Origin of the sequence: Nostoc sp., assembly GCF_036917135.1 — a bacterium.
Classification (GTDB): domain Bacteria; phylum Cyanobacteriota; class Cyanobacteriia; order Cyanobacteriales; family Nostocaceae; genus Nostoc.
This window is the reverse complement of record NZ_JBALEA010000040.1, coordinates 87,969-105,634: the sequence shown is the minus strand read 5'-3', so window position 1 is coordinate 105,634 and position 17,666 is coordinate 87,969. Positions and strand designations below refer to the sequence as shown.

General features: G+C 43.0%; 18 protein-coding genes. 10 read left to right on the top strand and 8 right to left on the bottom strand.

Features of this window, described 5'->3' with window-relative positions; genetic code table 11:
* Positions 1-259 precede the first annotated feature (259 nt).
* Positions 260-589, top strand: coding sequence for a DUF2973 domain-containing protein (locus V7K50_RS12070; protein WP_334960281.1), 330 nt, complete (start codon positions 260-262; stop codon positions 587-589).
* Between the two features lie 204 nt (positions 590-793).
* Here V7K50_RS12070 and V7K50_RS12065 read toward each other — a convergent pair whose 3' ends face one another.
* The 4 genes from V7K50_RS12065 to V7K50_RS12050 form a co-directional block, all read right to left on the bottom strand.
* Positions 794-1,030, bottom strand: a complete 237-nt coding sequence (locus tag V7K50_RS12065) for a DUF7219 family protein (RefSeq protein WP_334960279.1) — start codon at positions 1,028-1,030, stop codon at positions 794-796.
* Positions 1,031-1,076: 46 nt separating this feature from the next.
* The gene (locus V7K50_RS12060; protein ID WP_334960277.1) at positions 1,077-1,352 is read right to left on the bottom strand and encodes a hypothetical protein; all 276 of its coding nucleotides are present in this window, start codon (positions 1,350-1,352) and stop codon (positions 1,077-1,079) included.
* 448 nt (positions 1,353-1,800) lie between these two features.
* The gene (locus V7K50_RS12055) at positions 1,801-3,324 is read right to left on the bottom strand and encodes a chlorophyll a/b binding light-harvesting protein (RefSeq protein WP_334960275.1); all 1,524 of its coding nucleotides are present in this window, start codon (positions 3,322-3,324) and stop codon (positions 1,801-1,803) included.
* Positions 3,325-3,407: 83 nt separating this feature from the next.
* On the bottom strand, positions 3,408-4,466 hold the full coding sequence (locus V7K50_RS12050; protein WP_334960273.1) for a chlorophyll a/b binding light-harvesting protein: 1,059 nt from the start codon (positions 4,464-4,466) through the stop codon (positions 3,408-3,410).
* Positions 4,467-4,981: 515 nt separating this feature from the next.
* Here V7K50_RS12050 and V7K50_RS12045 point away from each other — a divergent pair.
* Both V7K50_RS12045 and V7K50_RS12040 read left to right on the top strand, forming a co-directional pair.
* Complete coding sequence (locus tag V7K50_RS12045; protein WP_334960271.1) at positions 4,982-5,395, top strand: RusA family crossover junction endodeoxyribonuclease; 414 nt, start codon at positions 4,982-4,984, stop codon at positions 5,393-5,395.
* Complete coding sequence (locus tag V7K50_RS12040; RefSeq protein ID WP_334960268.1) at positions 5,395-6,075, top strand: hypothetical protein; 681 nt, start codon at positions 5,395-5,397, stop codon at positions 6,073-6,075. Before V7K50_RS12045 ends, V7K50_RS12040 begins: the two co-directional genes overlap by 1 nt.
* Before the next feature lie 142 nt (positions 6,076-6,217).
* Here the strand turns inward: V7K50_RS12040 and V7K50_RS12035 are convergent, their stop codons facing one another.
* A complete protein-coding gene (locus tag V7K50_RS12035; protein ID WP_334960266.1) occupies positions 6,218-8,500 on the bottom strand; it encodes an amylo-alpha-1,6-glucosidase in 2,283 nt (760 codons plus the stop codon).
* 1,357 nt (positions 8,501-9,857) lie between these two features.
* Here V7K50_RS12035 and V7K50_RS12030 point away from each other — a divergent pair.
* From V7K50_RS12030 to trpE, 3 genes are all read left to right on the top strand, one after another.
* A complete protein-coding gene (locus V7K50_RS12030; RefSeq protein ID WP_334960264.1) occupies positions 9,858-11,867 on the top strand; it encodes a DICT sensory domain-containing protein in 2,010 nt (669 codons plus the stop codon).
* A 210-nt stretch (positions 11,868-12,077) separates the two neighbouring features.
* Entirely contained in the window at positions 12,078-12,500 is a 423-nt protein-coding gene (locus V7K50_RS12025; RefSeq protein WP_334960262.1) for a photosystem I reaction center subunit II PsaD, read from the top strand.
* Positions 12,501-12,681: 181 nt separating this feature from the next.
* Positions 12,682-14,196 (top strand): anthranilate synthase component I, encoded by a 1,515-nt coding sequence (trpE, locus tag V7K50_RS12020; protein WP_334960261.1) that lies wholly within the window; start codon positions 12,682-12,684, stop codon positions 14,194-14,196.
* Between the two features lie 479 nt (positions 14,197-14,675).
* Here the strand turns inward: trpE and V7K50_RS12015 are convergent, their stop codons facing one another.
* Positions 14,676-14,915: a hypothetical protein gene (locus V7K50_RS12015; RefSeq protein WP_334960259.1), complete on the bottom strand. Its 240-nt coding sequence runs from the start codon at positions 14,913-14,915 to the stop codon at positions 14,676-14,678.
* Positions 14,916-15,016: 101 nt separating this feature from the next.
* Here V7K50_RS12015 and V7K50_RS12010 point away from each other — a divergent pair, with 101 nt between their 5' ends.
* Positions 15,017-15,187, top strand: coding sequence for a hypothetical protein (locus V7K50_RS12010; protein WP_334960257.1), 171 nt, complete (start codon positions 15,017-15,019; stop codon positions 15,185-15,187).
* A 245-nt stretch (positions 15,188-15,432) separates the two neighbouring features.
* Here V7K50_RS12010 and V7K50_RS12005 read toward each other — a convergent pair whose 3' ends face one another.
* On the bottom strand, positions 15,433-15,609 hold the full coding sequence (locus V7K50_RS12005) for a hypothetical protein (protein WP_334960255.1): 177 nt from the start codon (positions 15,607-15,609) through the stop codon (positions 15,433-15,435).
* A gap of 37 nt (positions 15,610-15,646) precedes the next feature.
* Here V7K50_RS12005 and V7K50_RS12000 point away from each other — a divergent pair, with 37 nt between their 5' ends.
* The 3 genes from V7K50_RS12000 to V7K50_RS11990 all read left to right on the top strand — a co-directional run bounded on the left by V7K50_RS12000 (position 15,647) and on the right by V7K50_RS11990 (position 17,504).
* Positions 15,647-16,609 (top strand): orange carotenoid protein N-terminal domain-containing protein, encoded by a 963-nt coding sequence (locus V7K50_RS12000; RefSeq protein WP_334960253.1) that lies wholly within the window; start codon positions 15,647-15,649, stop codon positions 16,607-16,609.
* A gap of 170 nt (positions 16,610-16,779) precedes the next feature.
* Positions 16,780-17,025 carry a UPF0175 family protein gene (locus V7K50_RS11995; RefSeq protein ID WP_334803981.1) on the top strand — a complete coding sequence of 82 codons (246 nt, stop codon included), beginning with the start codon at positions 16,780-16,782 and terminating at the stop codon, positions 17,023-17,025.
* The gene (locus V7K50_RS11990; RefSeq protein WP_334960251.1) at positions 17,022-17,504 is read left to right on the top strand and encodes a DUF3368 domain-containing protein; all 483 of its coding nucleotides are present in this window, start codon (positions 17,022-17,024) and stop codon (positions 17,502-17,504) included. The genes V7K50_RS11995 and V7K50_RS11990 overlap by 4 nt, the downstream gene beginning before the upstream one ends.
* On the opposite strand, the gene V7K50_RS11985 is transcribed toward V7K50_RS11990, so the two are convergent.
* Positions 17,484-17,642: a hypothetical protein gene (locus tag V7K50_RS11985; RefSeq protein WP_334960249.1), complete on the bottom strand. Its 159-nt coding sequence runs from the start codon at positions 17,640-17,642 to the stop codon at positions 17,484-17,486. The two genes, V7K50_RS11990 and V7K50_RS11985, sit on opposite strands and share 21 nt — an antisense overlap.
* Positions 17,643-17,666 lie beyond the last annotated feature (24 nt).

Genomic DNA, 17,666 nt, shown 5'->3' with positions numbered 1-17,666 from the left:
TGTCTCCTAAAAAGACGGTAAATCAGTCGTTAAAGAAATAGTACAAAATTCTTAACAACTTCTTAACACTTTTTGGATTAACAAAATAATGTATCCTATGCTACCGTAAGTAGAACAACGGTTGACAAATAGCTCCATATAGATGTAATAGCACCAAAAGGTGCGTAAAATACTCGTCTTAACTGTGAGTCACAGTGTCGGCGAAGCAAAGCGTTTACAAAATAAAGTTTAAAAAATTACTGTCCTGGAGGAAAATCCAATGTTACATCTGCTTTACATTCTGGCTTTTACAATCCTTGCATTCATCGCTGTTGGCAACTTAATTCGTAACTTGATCATGTTCAGTTTTGATCGTGATCGAACTTACCCAACAAATTCTTCGCCAATGAATAATCAAGGCAATTATGGTTATTATTCATCAAAAAGACAGTTTGTACCCCATCCAGAGTTATTAGATAACGCGGGTAACTTAATTAAAGAGCCACTTTTGGTAATGCGTTCGATTAACGTTGAAGATGCGCGTCAACATCTTGATGCACTTTACGAAGCATCCCCAGGACATAAAAGAGAAAATTCAGAAGAAGCATAACGTAACGTAGAGACGCGATTAATCGCGTCTGTTAGGAGTTTAGGTGTAAATTATTGTTGTTTTTACATCCTTAACCCTTTTCTTAGCAGAAATTTATTCCCATATCAATCCAGTGAATGTAGCTAATTGGTGGATGCCGAACTCATCGTTGCAAGGACTGCGATCGCAGGCGGATACAATTTTCATTCTATTTAGCTAGCGAATTTACAATTCTTTTTTGGCGCTTTTCAACTGTCTCCAGAGGATGTGAATTTGTTTGTAAGCCTCTTCTGGGGAAAGTTTACCACTAGTTTGGAGGCTGCAAATGTAGTTTACCCGTTGAGAAAAATCTTGAAGATTAGCGTTAAATACTAAATACTCTGGTTTAAATTGCCCATAATATGGACTACGAGGATATAGAAAATCACATAGTTCAGATAGCAAATCAGATTGTCGGTTCATAAGTATTTAGAGTATTACGGATTAGAAATTATCTAATTGGAAAATTTTAACAAAGCTTTCGCACACCCTTTTGACAAGCATTACAGAAAGAAGTTTGAGGTTCAAAGTCAAGACAGCCGAACGCCTCCTCAGAACAAGCTTTAATTGGATGTACAGTACACTTAAGGCGATAGTCGTTAGTGAAATATTCACAAGCATGACAAGGAATTTCATGTAGCTTTTTTAAATGATTTATCCCTTGTTTTAAGGTAAACCAGATACTCAAAATAAAGAAAATCAAAGTGCCCCAAGCAAATGAAGCACAAAAAATTGTAGCTAGCATAAGTCATCCTCCTAAAGATTAGAAATAAAATGCCCGCAGTCAACTGCTTTTAACCGCAGGCATGAAATATTATTTAGCTGGTGTTGAGTGAAACTAAAATAACTAAGTTAGTAGGTAGACATAAATCAATATGTCATTGCCTAAACAGTCTAATTATTAACTTGAAGCAATGAGTGCCAAGAATGCCAAACTTAATCTGTGAACGCCAATACACCAAGGAACAACTTACAATAGCGATCGCCTTCCTTGCAGAACTTCGCGTTCTAAGATGATATTGTTAGTGCTACCACAAACCATTAAAGGGACAGATCGGCACGTGTAGCCGTTTAAACAAGGAGTGAGGAGAAAGCGAGAAATCTAAGTCTTGCTCTAAGTATTTACTAGATACTTTATTGTAAAGACGTAGAATGCTACGTCTTTACATCATGGGTACTAAATCACTAGATGATTAAATCGAGTTAATTGCGATCGCACCGAATAAAGCAACACTAGTCAATAGTAGATAAGCGAAGATTGCTCCACCAATTCCACCAATCAAAAAGCCCTCAGTAAATTGACTCCATTCGGCGACAGTATTGATGCTCTGTGGCACTTTGGCAAGTGTTGCAACCGAAACCGGTCGTGAATAGATTTCCTGTTGTCTTTCGTAGCTAGTAGTGCCATAAAGCGAAAAACCAATCGTCAGGATGATAATCAAACTGCCTGTGGCTAGTAAACCAACCAAGCTGCCCACATTAGAATTGCGTAATAAACCTAATGAACCTAACGTAGCAAAGGGGCCAACTAGCCAGTAACCATGAGCCATGCCAATTTCTAATCCTCGCCACAGAGCAGATATACCAGGGCGATAAATTGGCAAGTATTTGAGAAGCTTCAGCGTCAAATCAGCAGAATTGACTACGGTTACTTGATTACTCGTTTGGCGATCTACACGTGGAGGCTGAACCATATCACCATTTTTAAAATCAAATCCGCCTGCGATCGCACGAGCGCGGAGAGCGTGCCAAATGTGACCTAACAGAAATATGAGCGCAAGCACAAAATGGAAAGTTACCAACCAACCACGAGCAGAAACTATACCAGCAGAAGTTTCTATAGCTCTAACTGGCCCATAAAAAACTTCGGGATAGACAGTGTTATTAACTGATGCAAAATATGCTGCTAAAAAGCCCATGTATGCTACAGCACCAATGCTGTAAGATAAATACGCTTCCCCTGAGTAAATCAACACTCGGCGTGCCCAAGCAAATGGCTTAGTCAAGATGTGGAAAATACCACCGCCAATTAACATCAAACCAACCCAGATGTGACCGCCAACAACATCTTCCAAGTTATCAACAGCAGCCAATCCCTCTGAACCCCAAGCCCCAAATAGGTAGCCAAAAATGCGGAATGGGTTAAGTGTCGGATGATTGATTACCCTAACATCTCCACCGCCAGCAGCCCAAGGATCAAACAGTCCACCCCAAAACACCGCCTTAGCAACTAAAGCCAAAGCACCCAAACCTAAAAGCGTTAGGTGAATGCCCATGATGGTTGTCATCTTGTCCTTATCTTCCCAGTCGTAGCCAAAAAATCCAGCCCAAGTGGGATTATCTTGTAACACCTCTGGCCCCAGCAGAGAGTGATAAATACCACCGGCTGCCAGAATCACTGAAGGTATCAGATGCAAGACGCTGATTACAAAGTAGGGATAGGTGCTAATAACTTGCCCACCAGCACCGACACCCAAACCCAGAGTTGCTAGATGAGGCAGTATGATTAACCCTTGCTCATACATTGGCTCATTAGGGTTGAAGCGCGACAATTCAAACAGCGTCATCCCTCCAGCCCATAACAAAATCAATGCAGAATGGGCAATATGAGCGCCTAGTAATTTTCCCGATAAATTAGTGAGACGAAAGTTACCAGCCCACCAACCAACATCAGGTATCTGTTGCTTATATGGGCTATCTTCAATTACTGCTGTCATTTCCAAAACTCCTTGAGAATATTTAGCAATATTGTTGAGCTTATGCTTCCAGACAATTGCAAATCTATTGCATTAAATTGAATTTAGCTAATTGGTTGCGGAATTACCGCATCCTGACTCACCCTACCTTTGCGAAAATCGAACCCACGCGCCCGCAAGGCGTGCCAGATATGACCTTGGAGAAAGAAGAAAGCTAACCAAAAATGGGCATTAGCTAACCAAGTCCGGGCAGTTACAAGGTCAGGGTCAGGTGATGAAAAGTACGGCACGATATTCTGTCTAACCACGAGCGCCGGTCCATAAAAAACTTCAGGATATACAGTGGTGTTTACTGATACAAAGAGAGTTGCAATAAAGCCCATCAGTGCTAAAGCGCCCAAACTGTATGAGAGGTAAGCTTCTCCAGACCAAACAAATAGTGGATGCGTCCAGGTAAAGGGCTTTGTCACAATGTGGAAAAGTCCACCAAAAATCAATATCGCACCAACCCAAATGTGTCCGCCAACTACGTCTTCTAGGTTGTCAACGCCAGCAATCCAGAATTTCCTAATTGCGCCAAACAGATAACCAAAAATGACGGCTGGGTTTAATGTCGGATTTGTAATTACCCGCACATTTTCAACATTTGGGTCATACAAACCCCCAAAGTACATTGCTTTGGCGACTAACAAGAATGCACCACAACCCAGTAAAACCAGATGTATACCAAGGATTGTGGTCATTTTACCCGTGTCTGACCAGTTGTAGCCAAAGAAAGGAACTCTACCTTCCAATTTTTCCGGGCCACGCAGGGAATGAAAGATTCCTCCGAAACCCAAAAAGGCTGAAGAAATTAGATGCAAAGCTCCAATTACAAAGTAGGGATAAGTATCCACGACTGCACCATTTGCGCCAACACCCCAACCTTCAGTAGCTAAATGAGGTAGCAAAATTAAGCCTTGCGAGTACATCGGTTCTGCTGGATTAAAATGGGCTAGCTCAAATAAAGTCATAGCTCCTGCCCAGAAAACGATCAGACCAGAATGAGCGACGTGAGCGCCTAGTAATTTCCCTGATAAGCTGGTGAGTCTGGCGTTACCAGCCCACCAAGGCGAGTCAGTAAGGTCTTGCTCCACCGACAGCGGACTTGTAGAAGTTGTCATTTTACATCTACCTTTTATTGAGAATTTTATTCAATAATTCTTAAAAAGAGTCTACACCAAAATCTCAATTAATAAAAGAAAATATCATTAATAATCTTCGATCCGTTTCTAGTGGTGGTTGACGCAAGCCGCAATGATGAGGAGCGAGATGCTGTAATTGGCTTGAACAGACGATGGAATCTTCTTTACGTCGTCTACATTGAGCGTGGATTGCCAGCTTGAAACGGCATGGTGTGAGTGATGATATAATTCGTGAAGCACTCGGCGAAGCGACTGAGCGAGGCAGCAACAGTTAGTAACGGCAGTATCCCTCTTTCATGAGTAGCGGGAATTTCCGCTTGTGTTCGGGGTTACTAAGTAGGTAGGCGTAAATAATTATCGTTGGGATAAAGCAGGGGGCAGGGAGCAGGGGGAAAAAGAGTTTGAGCCTTGTTTACTTTTCTTTACACAGTGTGGTTTTGTTGTGCCCACTTACTTAGCATAAAATAACCTGTGATCTATTATTTAAAAGTGCATTGATCAGATTTGAGTTCATAGTAGATGGCCCACCAGTATCACAACAGGCTCGTAATCGCGGTAAGGGCAATCGGCTTCAAGCTTGGAAAAATACAGTGCGACAAGAAGCTGAAAAATATTGGTCTTCGGAACAAAAAACAGCTACTGGGTTGGTTATGCTCCAAATAACCTATTTCTATGATTCTGATCAAATAGATGTAGACAATATAGTGAAGCCTATTCAAGATGCAATTAAAGGATTAGTCTACGTCGATGATAATCAAGTAAGCGATCTCCTAGTTAGAAAGAGGAATTTGTTAGGTAACTTTAGAATAGAAAACATGACCTCGACATTGGCGGAAGGCTTTACTCGCGGCAATGAGTTCTTATATATTGTGGTAATTGATGCTCCTAACCAGGAGGTAATTATTTGATGGAAACTTCAACCGCAAACTTAGAAAGAGAGCGATTGCTGAAACTAGCAGAGGAGTATCGTGAAAAGGGTTACGAAGTTTTTTTTCATCCAAATTCAGAAGACTTGCCTGACTTCCTTAATTACTATCGCCCTGATATGATAGTACGTCGGGGAGAAGAAAATGTAGTTATTGAAGTCAAGTCACGCTCCTCACTTAACTCTTCTTCTAATCAATATTTAGGTAATTTAGCTCAAGCGGTAGAAAAACATCCTGGTTGGAGATTTGAATTAGTAATGACCAACCCGCAGGATATAATGTATTCTCTGAAAGCAGAGGGTTCTCTTCAGGAACATGAAATAGAATCACAGTTGCATGTAGCAAGGCAACTTACAACGCAACATCCAGAATCAGCTATTCTATATTCTTGGTCTTTGGTAGAAGCAACTTTGAGACTTATTACCGAAAAGGAAGAGCTAAGTTTAGAAAGATTTGATCCACTCTACTTAGTAAAGCAATTAGCAACTGAAGGTGTAATTTCAAAATCTGAGTATCAGTTACTAATGAATGCACTCTTATTACGTAATGCGATCGCTCATGGCTTCAAAACTACACAAATTACGCAAAATTCTGTATCTGAACTGATCGAGCTTACAGAGCAGCTTTTAAGAACTTTGCACACTGGCGACGAAGCAGACTAACACTGCGTTAGTTGGAGCAGATGCTAGGACAGCCTTGGTGCTGAATTTCAGGTTAGGCCACCTAGCGATGTCTACGACGGGCGTAGCTGCCGCACCAACCATAAAATAGGGAGTGGTAAATTACCCACTCCCTACTCCCTTTCTAAGCTTCGATAACTACCCGAAGATTGCCCCGTTTTTTCGCAACGCGACAAGCAGTAGTAGTACCAGAACGCTCGAATTCCAAATCGAGGATGGTGGGGCCGACTCGCAAATTATGAAATGACAGGCGATTAATCGATTCTGGCAAAGCGGGGTCGATTATTCGCAAGCAGTTATTTTGAGCATCAGGCACCAAGTTGACCATCATTTGTAGTAGTTGGAAGATACTACCCGTAGCCCAAGCTTGGGGAGTGCAAGCAACTGGATACTGCACAGGGGTATTATCACCGTTCCGTTCGTAGCCGCAGAAGAGTTCTGGAGGACGTTGGTAGGGTTGTTGCTGGGTCATATCGAATAAACCTTGAAATATTTCCAAGGCTTGATCAATTAGACCGAGCGATCGCAATCCCATTGCAATCAGAGCGTTATCATGAGGCCAAACTGAACCAGTGTGATAACCCATTGGATTGTAAGCAGGTGACAAACTACTCAGAGTCCGAACGCCCCAACCATTAAACATATCTGGTGCCCGCAACCGTTCGGCGACACTATAGGCTTTTTCGTGGGTGAAAAGTCCCAAATGCAGACAATGACCGGGATTTGAGGTAATACTGTCTACTGGCTTACCATCTCCATCCAAAGCCAAAGCGCAGAAATCCTGGTTTTCCACCCAAAAATCTCGATTAAAACGAACCTTGAGATTTCTGGCCTCTTCTTGCCAACGATCTGCCAAATCAAGCCGCTTTTTCATTCTAGCTATTTCTGCTAGGCGCATTTTTGCGGCATAGACGTAAGCTTGCACCTCAGAAAGAGCAATTGGCCCGTTGGCTAATTCTCCCTTGTGGTCTACAATACAGTCGCCAGAATCTTTCCAACCTTGGTTAACAAGACCGCGTTTAGATTTACGGAAGTAACTCAGGTAGCTGGTTTGTTTGCTATTGCGATCGATCCACTCCATTGCTGCTAGAGCGTTTGGCCAAAGTTGCTCTAGGAGTTCTTGATCGTGAGTCCAAGCGTAATGTTCGGCATAGAGCATCAGCCACAGGGGAGTGGCATCAACTGTACCGTAATAGGGTGTATGGGGAATTTCTTGACAACGAGCCATTTCTCCCAAACGTAACTCGTGCAAAATCTTACCCGGTTCTTCTTCGCGCCATTCGTCGTCGATTTTACCTTGGTATGTCGCCAGTAATATCAGAGTTTCCTTGGCGATTTGCGAGTTTAACATCAGGGTTTGAGAAGCTGTAACCAGCGAATCTCGCCCAAATAATGTCGAAAACCACGGCACTCCGGCGGAAACAGTCTTATACTTCCCAAAAGACTGGCGCAACAAATACATATCTTGTTCAGCCCGCTCAATCACTCGATTGAAGGTACTCTTATCTGAGCTAATGCGGGTAATTTGTTGTACCCAGTTTTGCTCCTCCATCAACTCAGCAGCTTTCGCCTGTCCTAAGGTAGTGGCGGCGCTGACGGTTGAACTGGACTGGTTGTTTTTCAACATATTCACGCGATAGCCCAGCTTTTGAGTTTCGTGAGAAGCTAACTCTAGCTGCCAAACCGCAGTGTAACCCTTAAAGTAGTCTGGTTGCCGATGCTGGAATAAAATCCGGGATTCCATCACCGAGCCATCCAAACCTTGATAGGCGAGTGTTAAGGATTCCTCCCTAGAAGCGGATGACTCTTTGGGTATTGGTGAAACGCCATCAAATGTTCCTTCTTCAGCCGTCGGTTCTACTAGGCGTAAAAGCCGGCCTCGTTTTTCTCTGTCATAGCCTCGGACTTCAAATAAATCAACAAAATCCGCATCAAAGCTGATGGTTAGTTCAAAATTGACAGTGGTTGTGCTGTAGTTAGATACTTCTATTTCTTCAAATAGTGCCCCATTCAGCACGATTTCTCGGCGAATTCCGATAGTTTCGGCTTTGAGGCGATCGTCGATTTTGGGGGTGGTACATAAAACTGAGAGTGAAAACCCTTTCTCAGCAGTACTACTTAAGAGTACAGGCGATCGCCCTTCAATTTGCAACTCCAAGCGATTGAGAAATCTTGTATCACAACAAAACAGTCCCATACTGGGATTGCCATCGTTAAGGGAACAGGCAGAAATATTCCCGATAGTATCTGTAACAAAAAATAAGTCATCATCCTTAACCGTCAGTGTCGGTTGTGATCTTTCACTCACAACACAAGGCCACTCAGGGATAGGTAATTGTTCAGCAGGAATAAAAGTTTTTCCATCCAGGAAAATTTTTTCCGGGGTCATTAGTGTATCCGGTGTCATGAGCCAAAGTTCCGTGTATGGGTCTATATTTTTGTGGTGTCTTTCTTATCCAAGAGGCAGACGGTCAGAGAAGAAAGAAGAAATATCCTCTTGCTTTGTGACAGAGCAACTAAATTTATTTAACGCAATGTGCTACTTAATTCTTGCAACCTCTCCCCAAAACGGGGAGAGGCTTTGATTTTTGCTCCCCAGCCCTTGTCTACGGTGTACACACATCTTGGTAATGAAGCCCAAACCCTGGATTTTCCCCCTTGCCAAGGGGGGAAATATCCTGTTCTCCCCCTTACCAAGGGGGAGTTAGAGGGGGTCAGAAGGACTTGTGTGTACACCGTAGCTTCCCTGGTAGGGAAGGGGTTGGGGGTTAGGTTTGAGATCAAGTCGCACAGGGTCTTTGATTTAGGTCAAAAAAAGAAAGATTTGTGTCGAGACACGCGGTGCAAACAAAGAACAGCGTATCCTAGAGAGACACAAGGTGCTGAATCTGGTCAATTATCTTTCCCCTGCTTTTAAGTATGGGGTTTCTCCTCTGCCCCTATCCTCTCTGCTTCTTGTTGATCCTCACAACTTCCGAAAAAAAGACGCTCTCTAAAACTCGTTTGAGCCATTAGAGCCAAAATAATCCTTACACACTGCGGACAAAATAGCAGCGTTCAAATCCATATAAGCAAATTTTGATAAATTTATATTTGATAAGTGTAAAGTCAAGACTGAAAACTCAGGATTTTGAGATAATTCATTAGTCACTTAACTTTCAGAAACACAATATATATTGTATACTCAGCAAAAATGCCAAATTCCGAATTTTTGTTGGCTATAGAAACCATTTGCTCTTTACCATTATACAATTTTGTCTTAAATATCTTTGGTATTGGATTAGACTAATTTATGATAATTAATTTATTTATTAAATTTAAATTATGTAAATGTACTATTAATGATTTTTGGGTAAAAAAGTTCTTTAGTTAGCATAAATCAAGGTCGGTAAAGTAGGCGATGCCTACAACGGGCTACGCCAACGCGTGGACTATACAATCAATGAGTAGTAGTTATTGGGGAACAAATGAATCTAAATTATACAATAATTGCTGTTTTAATACTTAGAGAATAAAGATTCGACCTATGCAATTATATAGCAAAGTTGGTCAAGAATGTATATTGGGCGTAGTAGGTTGTCAATAATTCAAGTTGTCCGCATTCCTCCTAGTTGGTAACGAAGTGTTGCGCCTACGTTGGCGAAAAGCGCTTTTTAGCGTTCTTTACATATCGCAACTGTCTATTTAACTTGAGAGTCCGTTGGAATTTGTACAATGCAGCTGTGACGTGGATCTGATCGAGGTTGAGCGTTTAACAATAATTCATGAGCATTTCGACTTCTGTGCTGAGTGATCTGCTAAAGTCCCTACCCTACTTGCGGCCCCAGCTATATTTTAAGGCTTCACTAACGGCGCTCTCCCACGCGATGGAAGATCAAGTTTTGGCTGGGACTTTAGCCCAACCCCTTGTAATTGCTAGTTTTCAGCGAGAGCGATTCTACCGCCAAGAAGCTCATCGCTACCAGCGACTTGCCTTGCGAAGTAATCAAATATACGTATTATCTGCTCCAGAAACGGATTTCACCAACAGTTCGGAATATTACGAAAAAGTCGCTTTTGAGCCAACGGATGGCTTAAGTCATGAGTGGCATTTGGTAGTGATTGCTGACAATTATGCTACTTGTCTAGTTTGTCGGGAAAACCTTGGCTCTATTGCCAAAAACAAGCAGATACCGGAACTAAGCCCGAATCTGGATATCGACACAGCGCGAAGATTTGAGGGAGTTTGGACATCGGAGAGGGGAGTTAGCCTCAAAGCAGCCGAATTGCTGTTAGACAGGACTTTGGTTTACAGACCAGAACTGGCTAGTAAAATTCAACAGGCACGTCAGAGGTTTGGCATCGGGGAGCCGCGAAACCACTCTGGAGCCGAACAAGTAAACGAATACGCTTGTGACATTGATACAGATCCCTTTGTACAGCGCTTAGTCACTTATTTGCAAGCAAGCCAGTACAAATTGCACAAAGCCTATCGTTCCATTGCTGCCCAAGCACGAAAAGAACGATTAGTCAACTCAATTAGTACTGCCATTAGGCGATCGCTCGATCCTCACGAAGTTCTCCAGGTGGCGGCAGAAGAATTAGGACAACACCTAGAAGCTTGTCGCTGTTTAATTTACCGCGCTCAAGCCGCAGATAGCCAAGCCATAATTGAACACGAATTTTTGACTCCCGGTGTTTTATCGGTTCGTGGGCAAACCTGGGAGTTAGAGCAAAATTCCCTATTTCGGGACATCGTGGAACAAGGCGAAGGTGTTTGTGTGAGCGATACCCTGAGTGACCCTCGCGTGACCAATTCGCCAGGACTTTCCACGATCGCTAAAAGGTTTGCCATTCGTTCTTGGTTGATGGAACCAGTATTTTATCAAGGACGATTATTGGGCATTGTGGAGTTGCACTATTGCCGAATGCCACCGCACGAGTGCCAACCTGGGGAATTGGATTTGGTAGAAGCGATCGCTACCCAAGTGGGAGCAGCTCTCATCCAAGCGGAAGCTTACGCTAACCTAGAAGAACTAAATCAGCAGCTAGAAGCCCTAGACCGCACCCGTAGCAACCTTATAGCCATCACTGGACATGAACTGCGTACCCCCCTATCCACCATTCAAGTGTGCCTAGAAAGCCTCGCTAGTGAGCCGGATATGCCCTTGGAGTTGCAGCAGATCATGCTCAACACGGCTCTTTCTGACTCAGAGCGAATGCGAAAATTGGTACAAGATTTCCTCACACTTTCCAACTTGGAAAGCGGCCGGGTGCAATGGCATCCAGAATCACTCAGCTTACAAGAGTGTATAGATTTATCACTCAGCCGAAATCGCCCGCGTTCTTCAACGGAAAAGCCGCCCCAAATCAAGACTCAAATTGCCGAAAACCTACCTCTGGTAAGAGCTGATGGTGATTGGCTAGTAGAGGTACTGGCAAAACTTATGGACAATGCTTGTAAATTTACGCCACCCCAAGGAGAAATCACGATTAAAGCGATTTATAACAGCCGTCAAATGGTTGAGGTAACTGTGGCTGACACTGGACGCGGCATTGAACCAAATCGTTTAGAAGTAGTTTTTGACCGCTTTTATCAAGAAGAGGGAGCGCTGCGCCGCACCACTGGGGGGACTGGACTTGGTTTAGCAATTTGCCGTCAAATTGTTAATGGCTGGGGTGGGGAAATTTGGGCAGAGTCAACAGGCAAAGACCAGGGTAGTCAGTTTCACTTCACCATCCCGATTGTTCAGAATAGCCAAGAGGAAAAGCGGACAAAAGTCAAGAGTAGATAGGATTGGGCATCCCTTCTCTACGAGACGCTACACGTAGCTTGCTTCCAAGAAGTGGTACGGCTCCGCTCAGGGCAAGTGGGCATGGGGCATTAATTTTTAACAAATGACAAAGGACTAATGACTAAAAACTGTTACAGTCTATGACGCGATCGCAATATGATCGTGGTTGCGGTGTTACGATTCCCTAAAAACGTTGAGAGAACGGAATTTATGGCAGAAACACTCTCTGGACAAACCCCACTATTTGCTGGCAGCACTGGTGGCTTGCTAAACAAAGCAGTAGTGGAAGAAAAGTACGCTATCACTTGGACTAGCCCGAAAGAGCAAGTTTTTGAATTACCTACAGGTGGTGCTGCTACTATGCGGAAAGGTGAAAACCTGCTGTATATAGCTCGTAAAGAATATGGCATCTTTTTGGGCGGTCAGCAACTTCGGAAACTGAAAATCACAGACTACAAAATTTACCGGATTTTGCCCACCGGAGAAACTACCCTAATTCACCCAGCCGATGGTGTCTTCCCCGAAAAGGTGAATGAAGGTCGTGAAAAAGTGCGTTATGTCCCACGTAGCATTGGGCAAAACCCCAATCCATCACAACTCAAGTTCAGTGGTAAAGCAACCCACGACGCATAGGGACTAGGGACTGGGGCTTGGGGACTGGGGACTGGGGACTAGGGACTGGGGACTGGAGAATATAAACTAAATTCTTCCCAATGCCCCATACTCTTTACCTCATATCCAATCCCCAATCCCCAATCCCCCTTATCCCCAGAGGGAACCCCACCTTCCCCAATCCCCAATCCCCTAGCAATTTATGGTATTCCCCGATTTCTCCGAATTTTCTCAGCTAGCTGTAGAAGGCAACTTTGTCCCGGTATATCAAGAATGGGTGGCGGACTTAGATACCCCCGTATCCGCTTGGTATAAGGTCTGTGCAGGTCAGCCCTATAGCTTTTTGTTGGAATCCATCGAAGGCGGGGAAAAGCTAGGACGCTATAGTTTAGTCGGTTGCGATCCGGTGTGGGTTTTGGAAGCAAGGGGCGATCGCACTACCCAGAAAAACCGCGATGGTTCGGAGGTCGTTTTTACGGGCGATCCTTTTACAGCTTTAGCCGAATGTTTAGCACCTTATCACCCGGTAAAATTACCACAGCTACCGCCAGGAATTGGCGGTTTGTTTGGGTTTTGGGGCTATGAATTGATTAACTGGATTGAGCCACGTGTGCCAATTTATCCACCAGATGAGCGAAATATCCCTGATGGATTGTGGATGCAGGTAGACCACCTATTGATTTTTGACCAGGTGAAGCGGAAAATTTGGGCGATCGCTTATGCTGATTTACGCGATCCGAATGTAGATTTACAGGAAGCATATCAACAAGCTGGCGATCGCGTCACCCAAATGCTCGAAAAGTTATCTCTACCCCTATCGCCAGAAAAAACCAAACTGGAATGGAAACCGCCAGGGAGTAGGGTATCTGGAGAAGCAGAGGAATACACCAGTAATTTTACCCGCCCTGATTTTTGTGCCAGCGTCCAAAAGGCCAAAGACCATATTAAAGCAGGCGACATTTTCCAAGTAGTAATTTCCCAGCGACTATCAACAACATACACAGGCGACCCCTTTGCCCTTTACCGCTCCCTACGTCAGATAAATCCTTCGCCTTACATGGCTTACTTTAACTTCCAAGATTGGCAAATTATCGGTTCCAGTCCTGAAGTGATGGTGAAAGCCGAAATCGATGCAGAGGGTGAAGTGATCGCAACGGTACGGCCAATTGCTGGGACACGTCCACGGGGTAAAACCACCCAGGAAGATGCAGCCTTCGCTAAGGATTTACTCGAAGATCCCAAGGAAGTTGCCGAACACGTCATGCTTGTGGATTTGGGGCGGAATGATTTAGGGCGTGTTTGTCAAAATGGTAGCGTCAAAGTTGATGAATTAATGGTGGTTGAGCGCTACTCCCATGTAATGCACATTGTGAGCAATGTTGTCGGTAAATTAGCAGTTGGTAAAACAGCATGGGATTTACTGAAAGCTTCCTTCCCAGCAGGTACCGTAAGCGGCGCACCCAAAATTAGGGCGATGGAAATTATTCACGAGTTAGAGTCTAGTCGCCGGGGCGTTTATTCCGGTGTATATGGATATTACGATTTTGAAGGACAATTAAATACTGCGATCGCAATTCGCACAATGGTAGTACGCGATCATACAGTCAGCGTACAAGCCGGTGCAGGTTTGGTGGCTGATTCTGAGCCAGAGAAAGAATACGAAGAGACGCTGAATAAAGCTAGAGGTCTATTAGAAGCGATTCGTTGTTTGCGTTGAATTGGGGACTGGGGACTGGGGACTGGGGACTGGGGACTAGTCAATAGTTAGTAATTATTCTCCCTCATCCCCAATCCCTTTTGTCGCCTGTATAATTACTCTCGCATATAATTAATTGCACACTGGTTTTTGTTGCTTAATTGTAAAACAGGGCTTGATATAAGTACAGTAACAGTTCGATTTGCTGTATGAGAATCGAGACCAGACTTTAAAAGTTGAGATACCAATATTTTTCTATTTTGAATTACATAGATTTTACTTTGAACTGCAAGATATTTGGAAACCATTTGTGCAACTTCTAAGCCCACGTATCCACAATATCGTGATAAATTGGGAAGTTTTATAAATCCAATTAACATCGATTTTTTTCCAAAGCTAAACAGAGTTTTTTAGACATATTTAAAAATGAAAAGAAGTCTTGATATCAAAATCCAAGACCTCCGTTAAATTTACCACACACTAGATATGAACAAACTTATTTATCCCAATTGGCTGAAGTAAATCGCCCAAATAGTTCCAGTTACTCCAATGGCAATTAAAAGGTTAGTAAAAAATCTGCCGAATTCAATCTCTTGTCCCAGTAACTTGTCATCTTGACCGACAGTGAAAAACAATGACCAAGCTTGATTTGCATTGATAGTCTCAAAGTTGTTGAAATCAGGTCTAAAAACAACAGATCCAATTAAATCTTTTTTTGGATAATCAAAATCGGTTCTCATAAGTTTGCCTCTAAATTATTTTATTTGTCAAGTGGAGAAAATTCCTCAAGGCTGGTTAGCCATCTAATCAAACCGTGTCCGACGATCTCATCTATAAATTAATGTTAACTATTGTAAATATTTTTTGCAACTGCTTGACACAACAAAAAAGTAGTGTAACCCGTACTAAGCAAGTGGGGTATTTCGGATTTATGCGAGAAGTAGGCGATGTCTACAACCGACTCTTTGATGACGAAATAGGTTCAGCTAAAGGATTGTTGATAGAAATTTGATATATGTAGAGACGTGCGATGTTTACAACGAGCTACACCTACTCTCTTGGAAGTGAATGCACACAAAAGCACCAATTGCATTTATCTAACTTCAGTAAAACTTATCATTTGCATAAATAAAAATTCTTAATCTATAACTGAGAAAGTATTGCTTATTTGTAACGAAATTGTTATGTTTCTTTACGTATGGATACAAAAGCAATGTCAATGCGTTAAACCACTGTTGAACAAGGCTTTTTAAATAACTATGCAGTTGAGCCTGCAATGTGCGTTGCCGAGTATTCAAACTCAACGGCAATAGAATCGCTATGCCTTTGGTAAAGCGATTTATACAAGGGGCTACCCCTACGTAAATACTGCTGAATGCCTTTGTTAACAGCTAAACGCTTTTCTTCCGTCTTTGCACATTTGATTTTTGACATTCGATAGAACTGTAATTTTCTTTGGGGAATTTCTGCTATGTCTTTTACCATCCAGTCGGCTCAAGGTATTTTTCCCGGCACCCTAGTTGCTGACGTTGTTCCAACGGTTGTCGAATCATTCTCTCAACTCAATGCTGAAGATCAACTAGCATTGCTCTGGTTTGCCTATACCGAGATGGGTAGAAGTATTACCGTTGCTGCTCCTGGCGCAGCCAATATGGTTCTCGCGCAAGGCTTACTCGAACAAATTAAGCAGATGCCTTTTGAGGCTCAAACACAAGTCATGTACGATTTGGCTAACCGTGCTGACACTCCCCTTTGCCGTTCCTATGCATCCTTCACCGTGAATATCAAGTTGGGCTTTTGGTATCAGTTAGGAGAATGGATGGCCCAAGGAATCGTTGCTCCGATCCCCGAAGGTTACAAACTTTCTCCTAAAGCTGCGGAAGTGTTGCAAGCCATCCGCAATGCTGATTCCGGTCAACAAATCACAATCCTACGCAATACTGTAATTAGCATGGGATTTGACCCGAATGCTCCCGGTAGTTACAAAAAGGTCTTACAACCTGTGGCTCCTCCCACTGCACTAGCATTTCGGACTAAAGTCACCATCGAGGGCATCAACAATTCTACGGTGCTGGGCTATATCAACAACATGAATGCCAATGACTTTGATGCTGCGGTTACTCTGTTTACCTCCGAAGGCGCTTTGCAGCCTCCCTTTGAAAGACCGATTATTGGTCAAGAGGCAATCCGCGCTTATATGCGTGAAGAATGTCAGGGATTGAAGATGATCCCAGAGCGTGGCATATCTGAGCCTGTGGAAGATGGCTATACCCAAATTAAAGTCACAGGTAAAGTTCAAAGCCCTTGGTTCGGTGCCAGTGTGGGGATGAATATTGCATGGCGGTTTTTGCTAGATCCCCAAGGCAAAATCTTCTTTGTAGCGATTGACTTGCTGGCTTCTCCAAAAGAACTGCTCAACTTAGTACGTAAATAGAGGGCTAGATTAGTTGGTGCTTAGGCGTGGATGAGTGAGGGAGCGAAGCCACGCTTAAGCAAAAGAAACTGATAACGGCTTTTTTGGCGATCGCAGCTGAATAATATTCTGTTGAAAGCTTCGGTTTAGCTTATCCTAAAATCTAGAGGTGTTAATGAGCTAATAAGACTATGAGTATTGTCATCTCAGATAAAGTCTTACAAACAATTCAGATGTCTGACACAGAATTGCTTCAGGAAATTGCAATTATGCTCTTTGAACAAGAGCGTTTTACTCTGGGACAGGCGAGTAATTTTGCTCTGATGAATCAACTTGAGTTTCAGAGGTTACTAGCTAGTCGCAAAATTCCTTTGCACTACGATATAGCTGAACTGAGGGAGGATGTAAAAAGTTTGTCAGCTAACGATTGGCGATGATTGTTGTCAGCAATACATCACCTATCAGCAACCTAGCTGCTATTGGACAGTTAGCTCTGTTGCAGCAACTCTATGGTAAGGTGATTATTCCATCGGCAGTTTATCAGGAAATTCTTGACTCTGGTGCAACAGATCCAGGTACACTGGCAATTAAAAATCTAAATTGGATTCAAACTATACCAGTTACAAATCTTGTTCTACTTCAGACTTTACAAATTAACTTAGATCCGGGTGAAGCTGAAGCGATCGCCCTTGCTGTAGAGTTAAATGCTGATAGACTGATTATCGATGAAAGAAGAGGCAGAAATGAGGCAATTCAAGCTGGTTTGCGAATCACTGGACTACTGGGCATTTTGCTAGCAGCTAAACAACAAGGGTTTGTGCCGCAGGTGCAGCAGATATTAGATAATTTGATTGCTAACGGCTTCTGGATTCGTGAACAATTGTATGCAGAAGTCTTATTGTTGGCGGGAGAATAGCGATCGCACAGATGATATTTTGGACTCATGGCGATCGCTCCTGGCTAAAAATCCTGTTTTTGTTTGATTGTGTCCTACAAATCCCCTGTGTGGGTGAAATATTAGTATTTTGGCGGTGAAGATAAGGTCTAATTGCACTTTAGTAAGTGTTTCAAACTATAC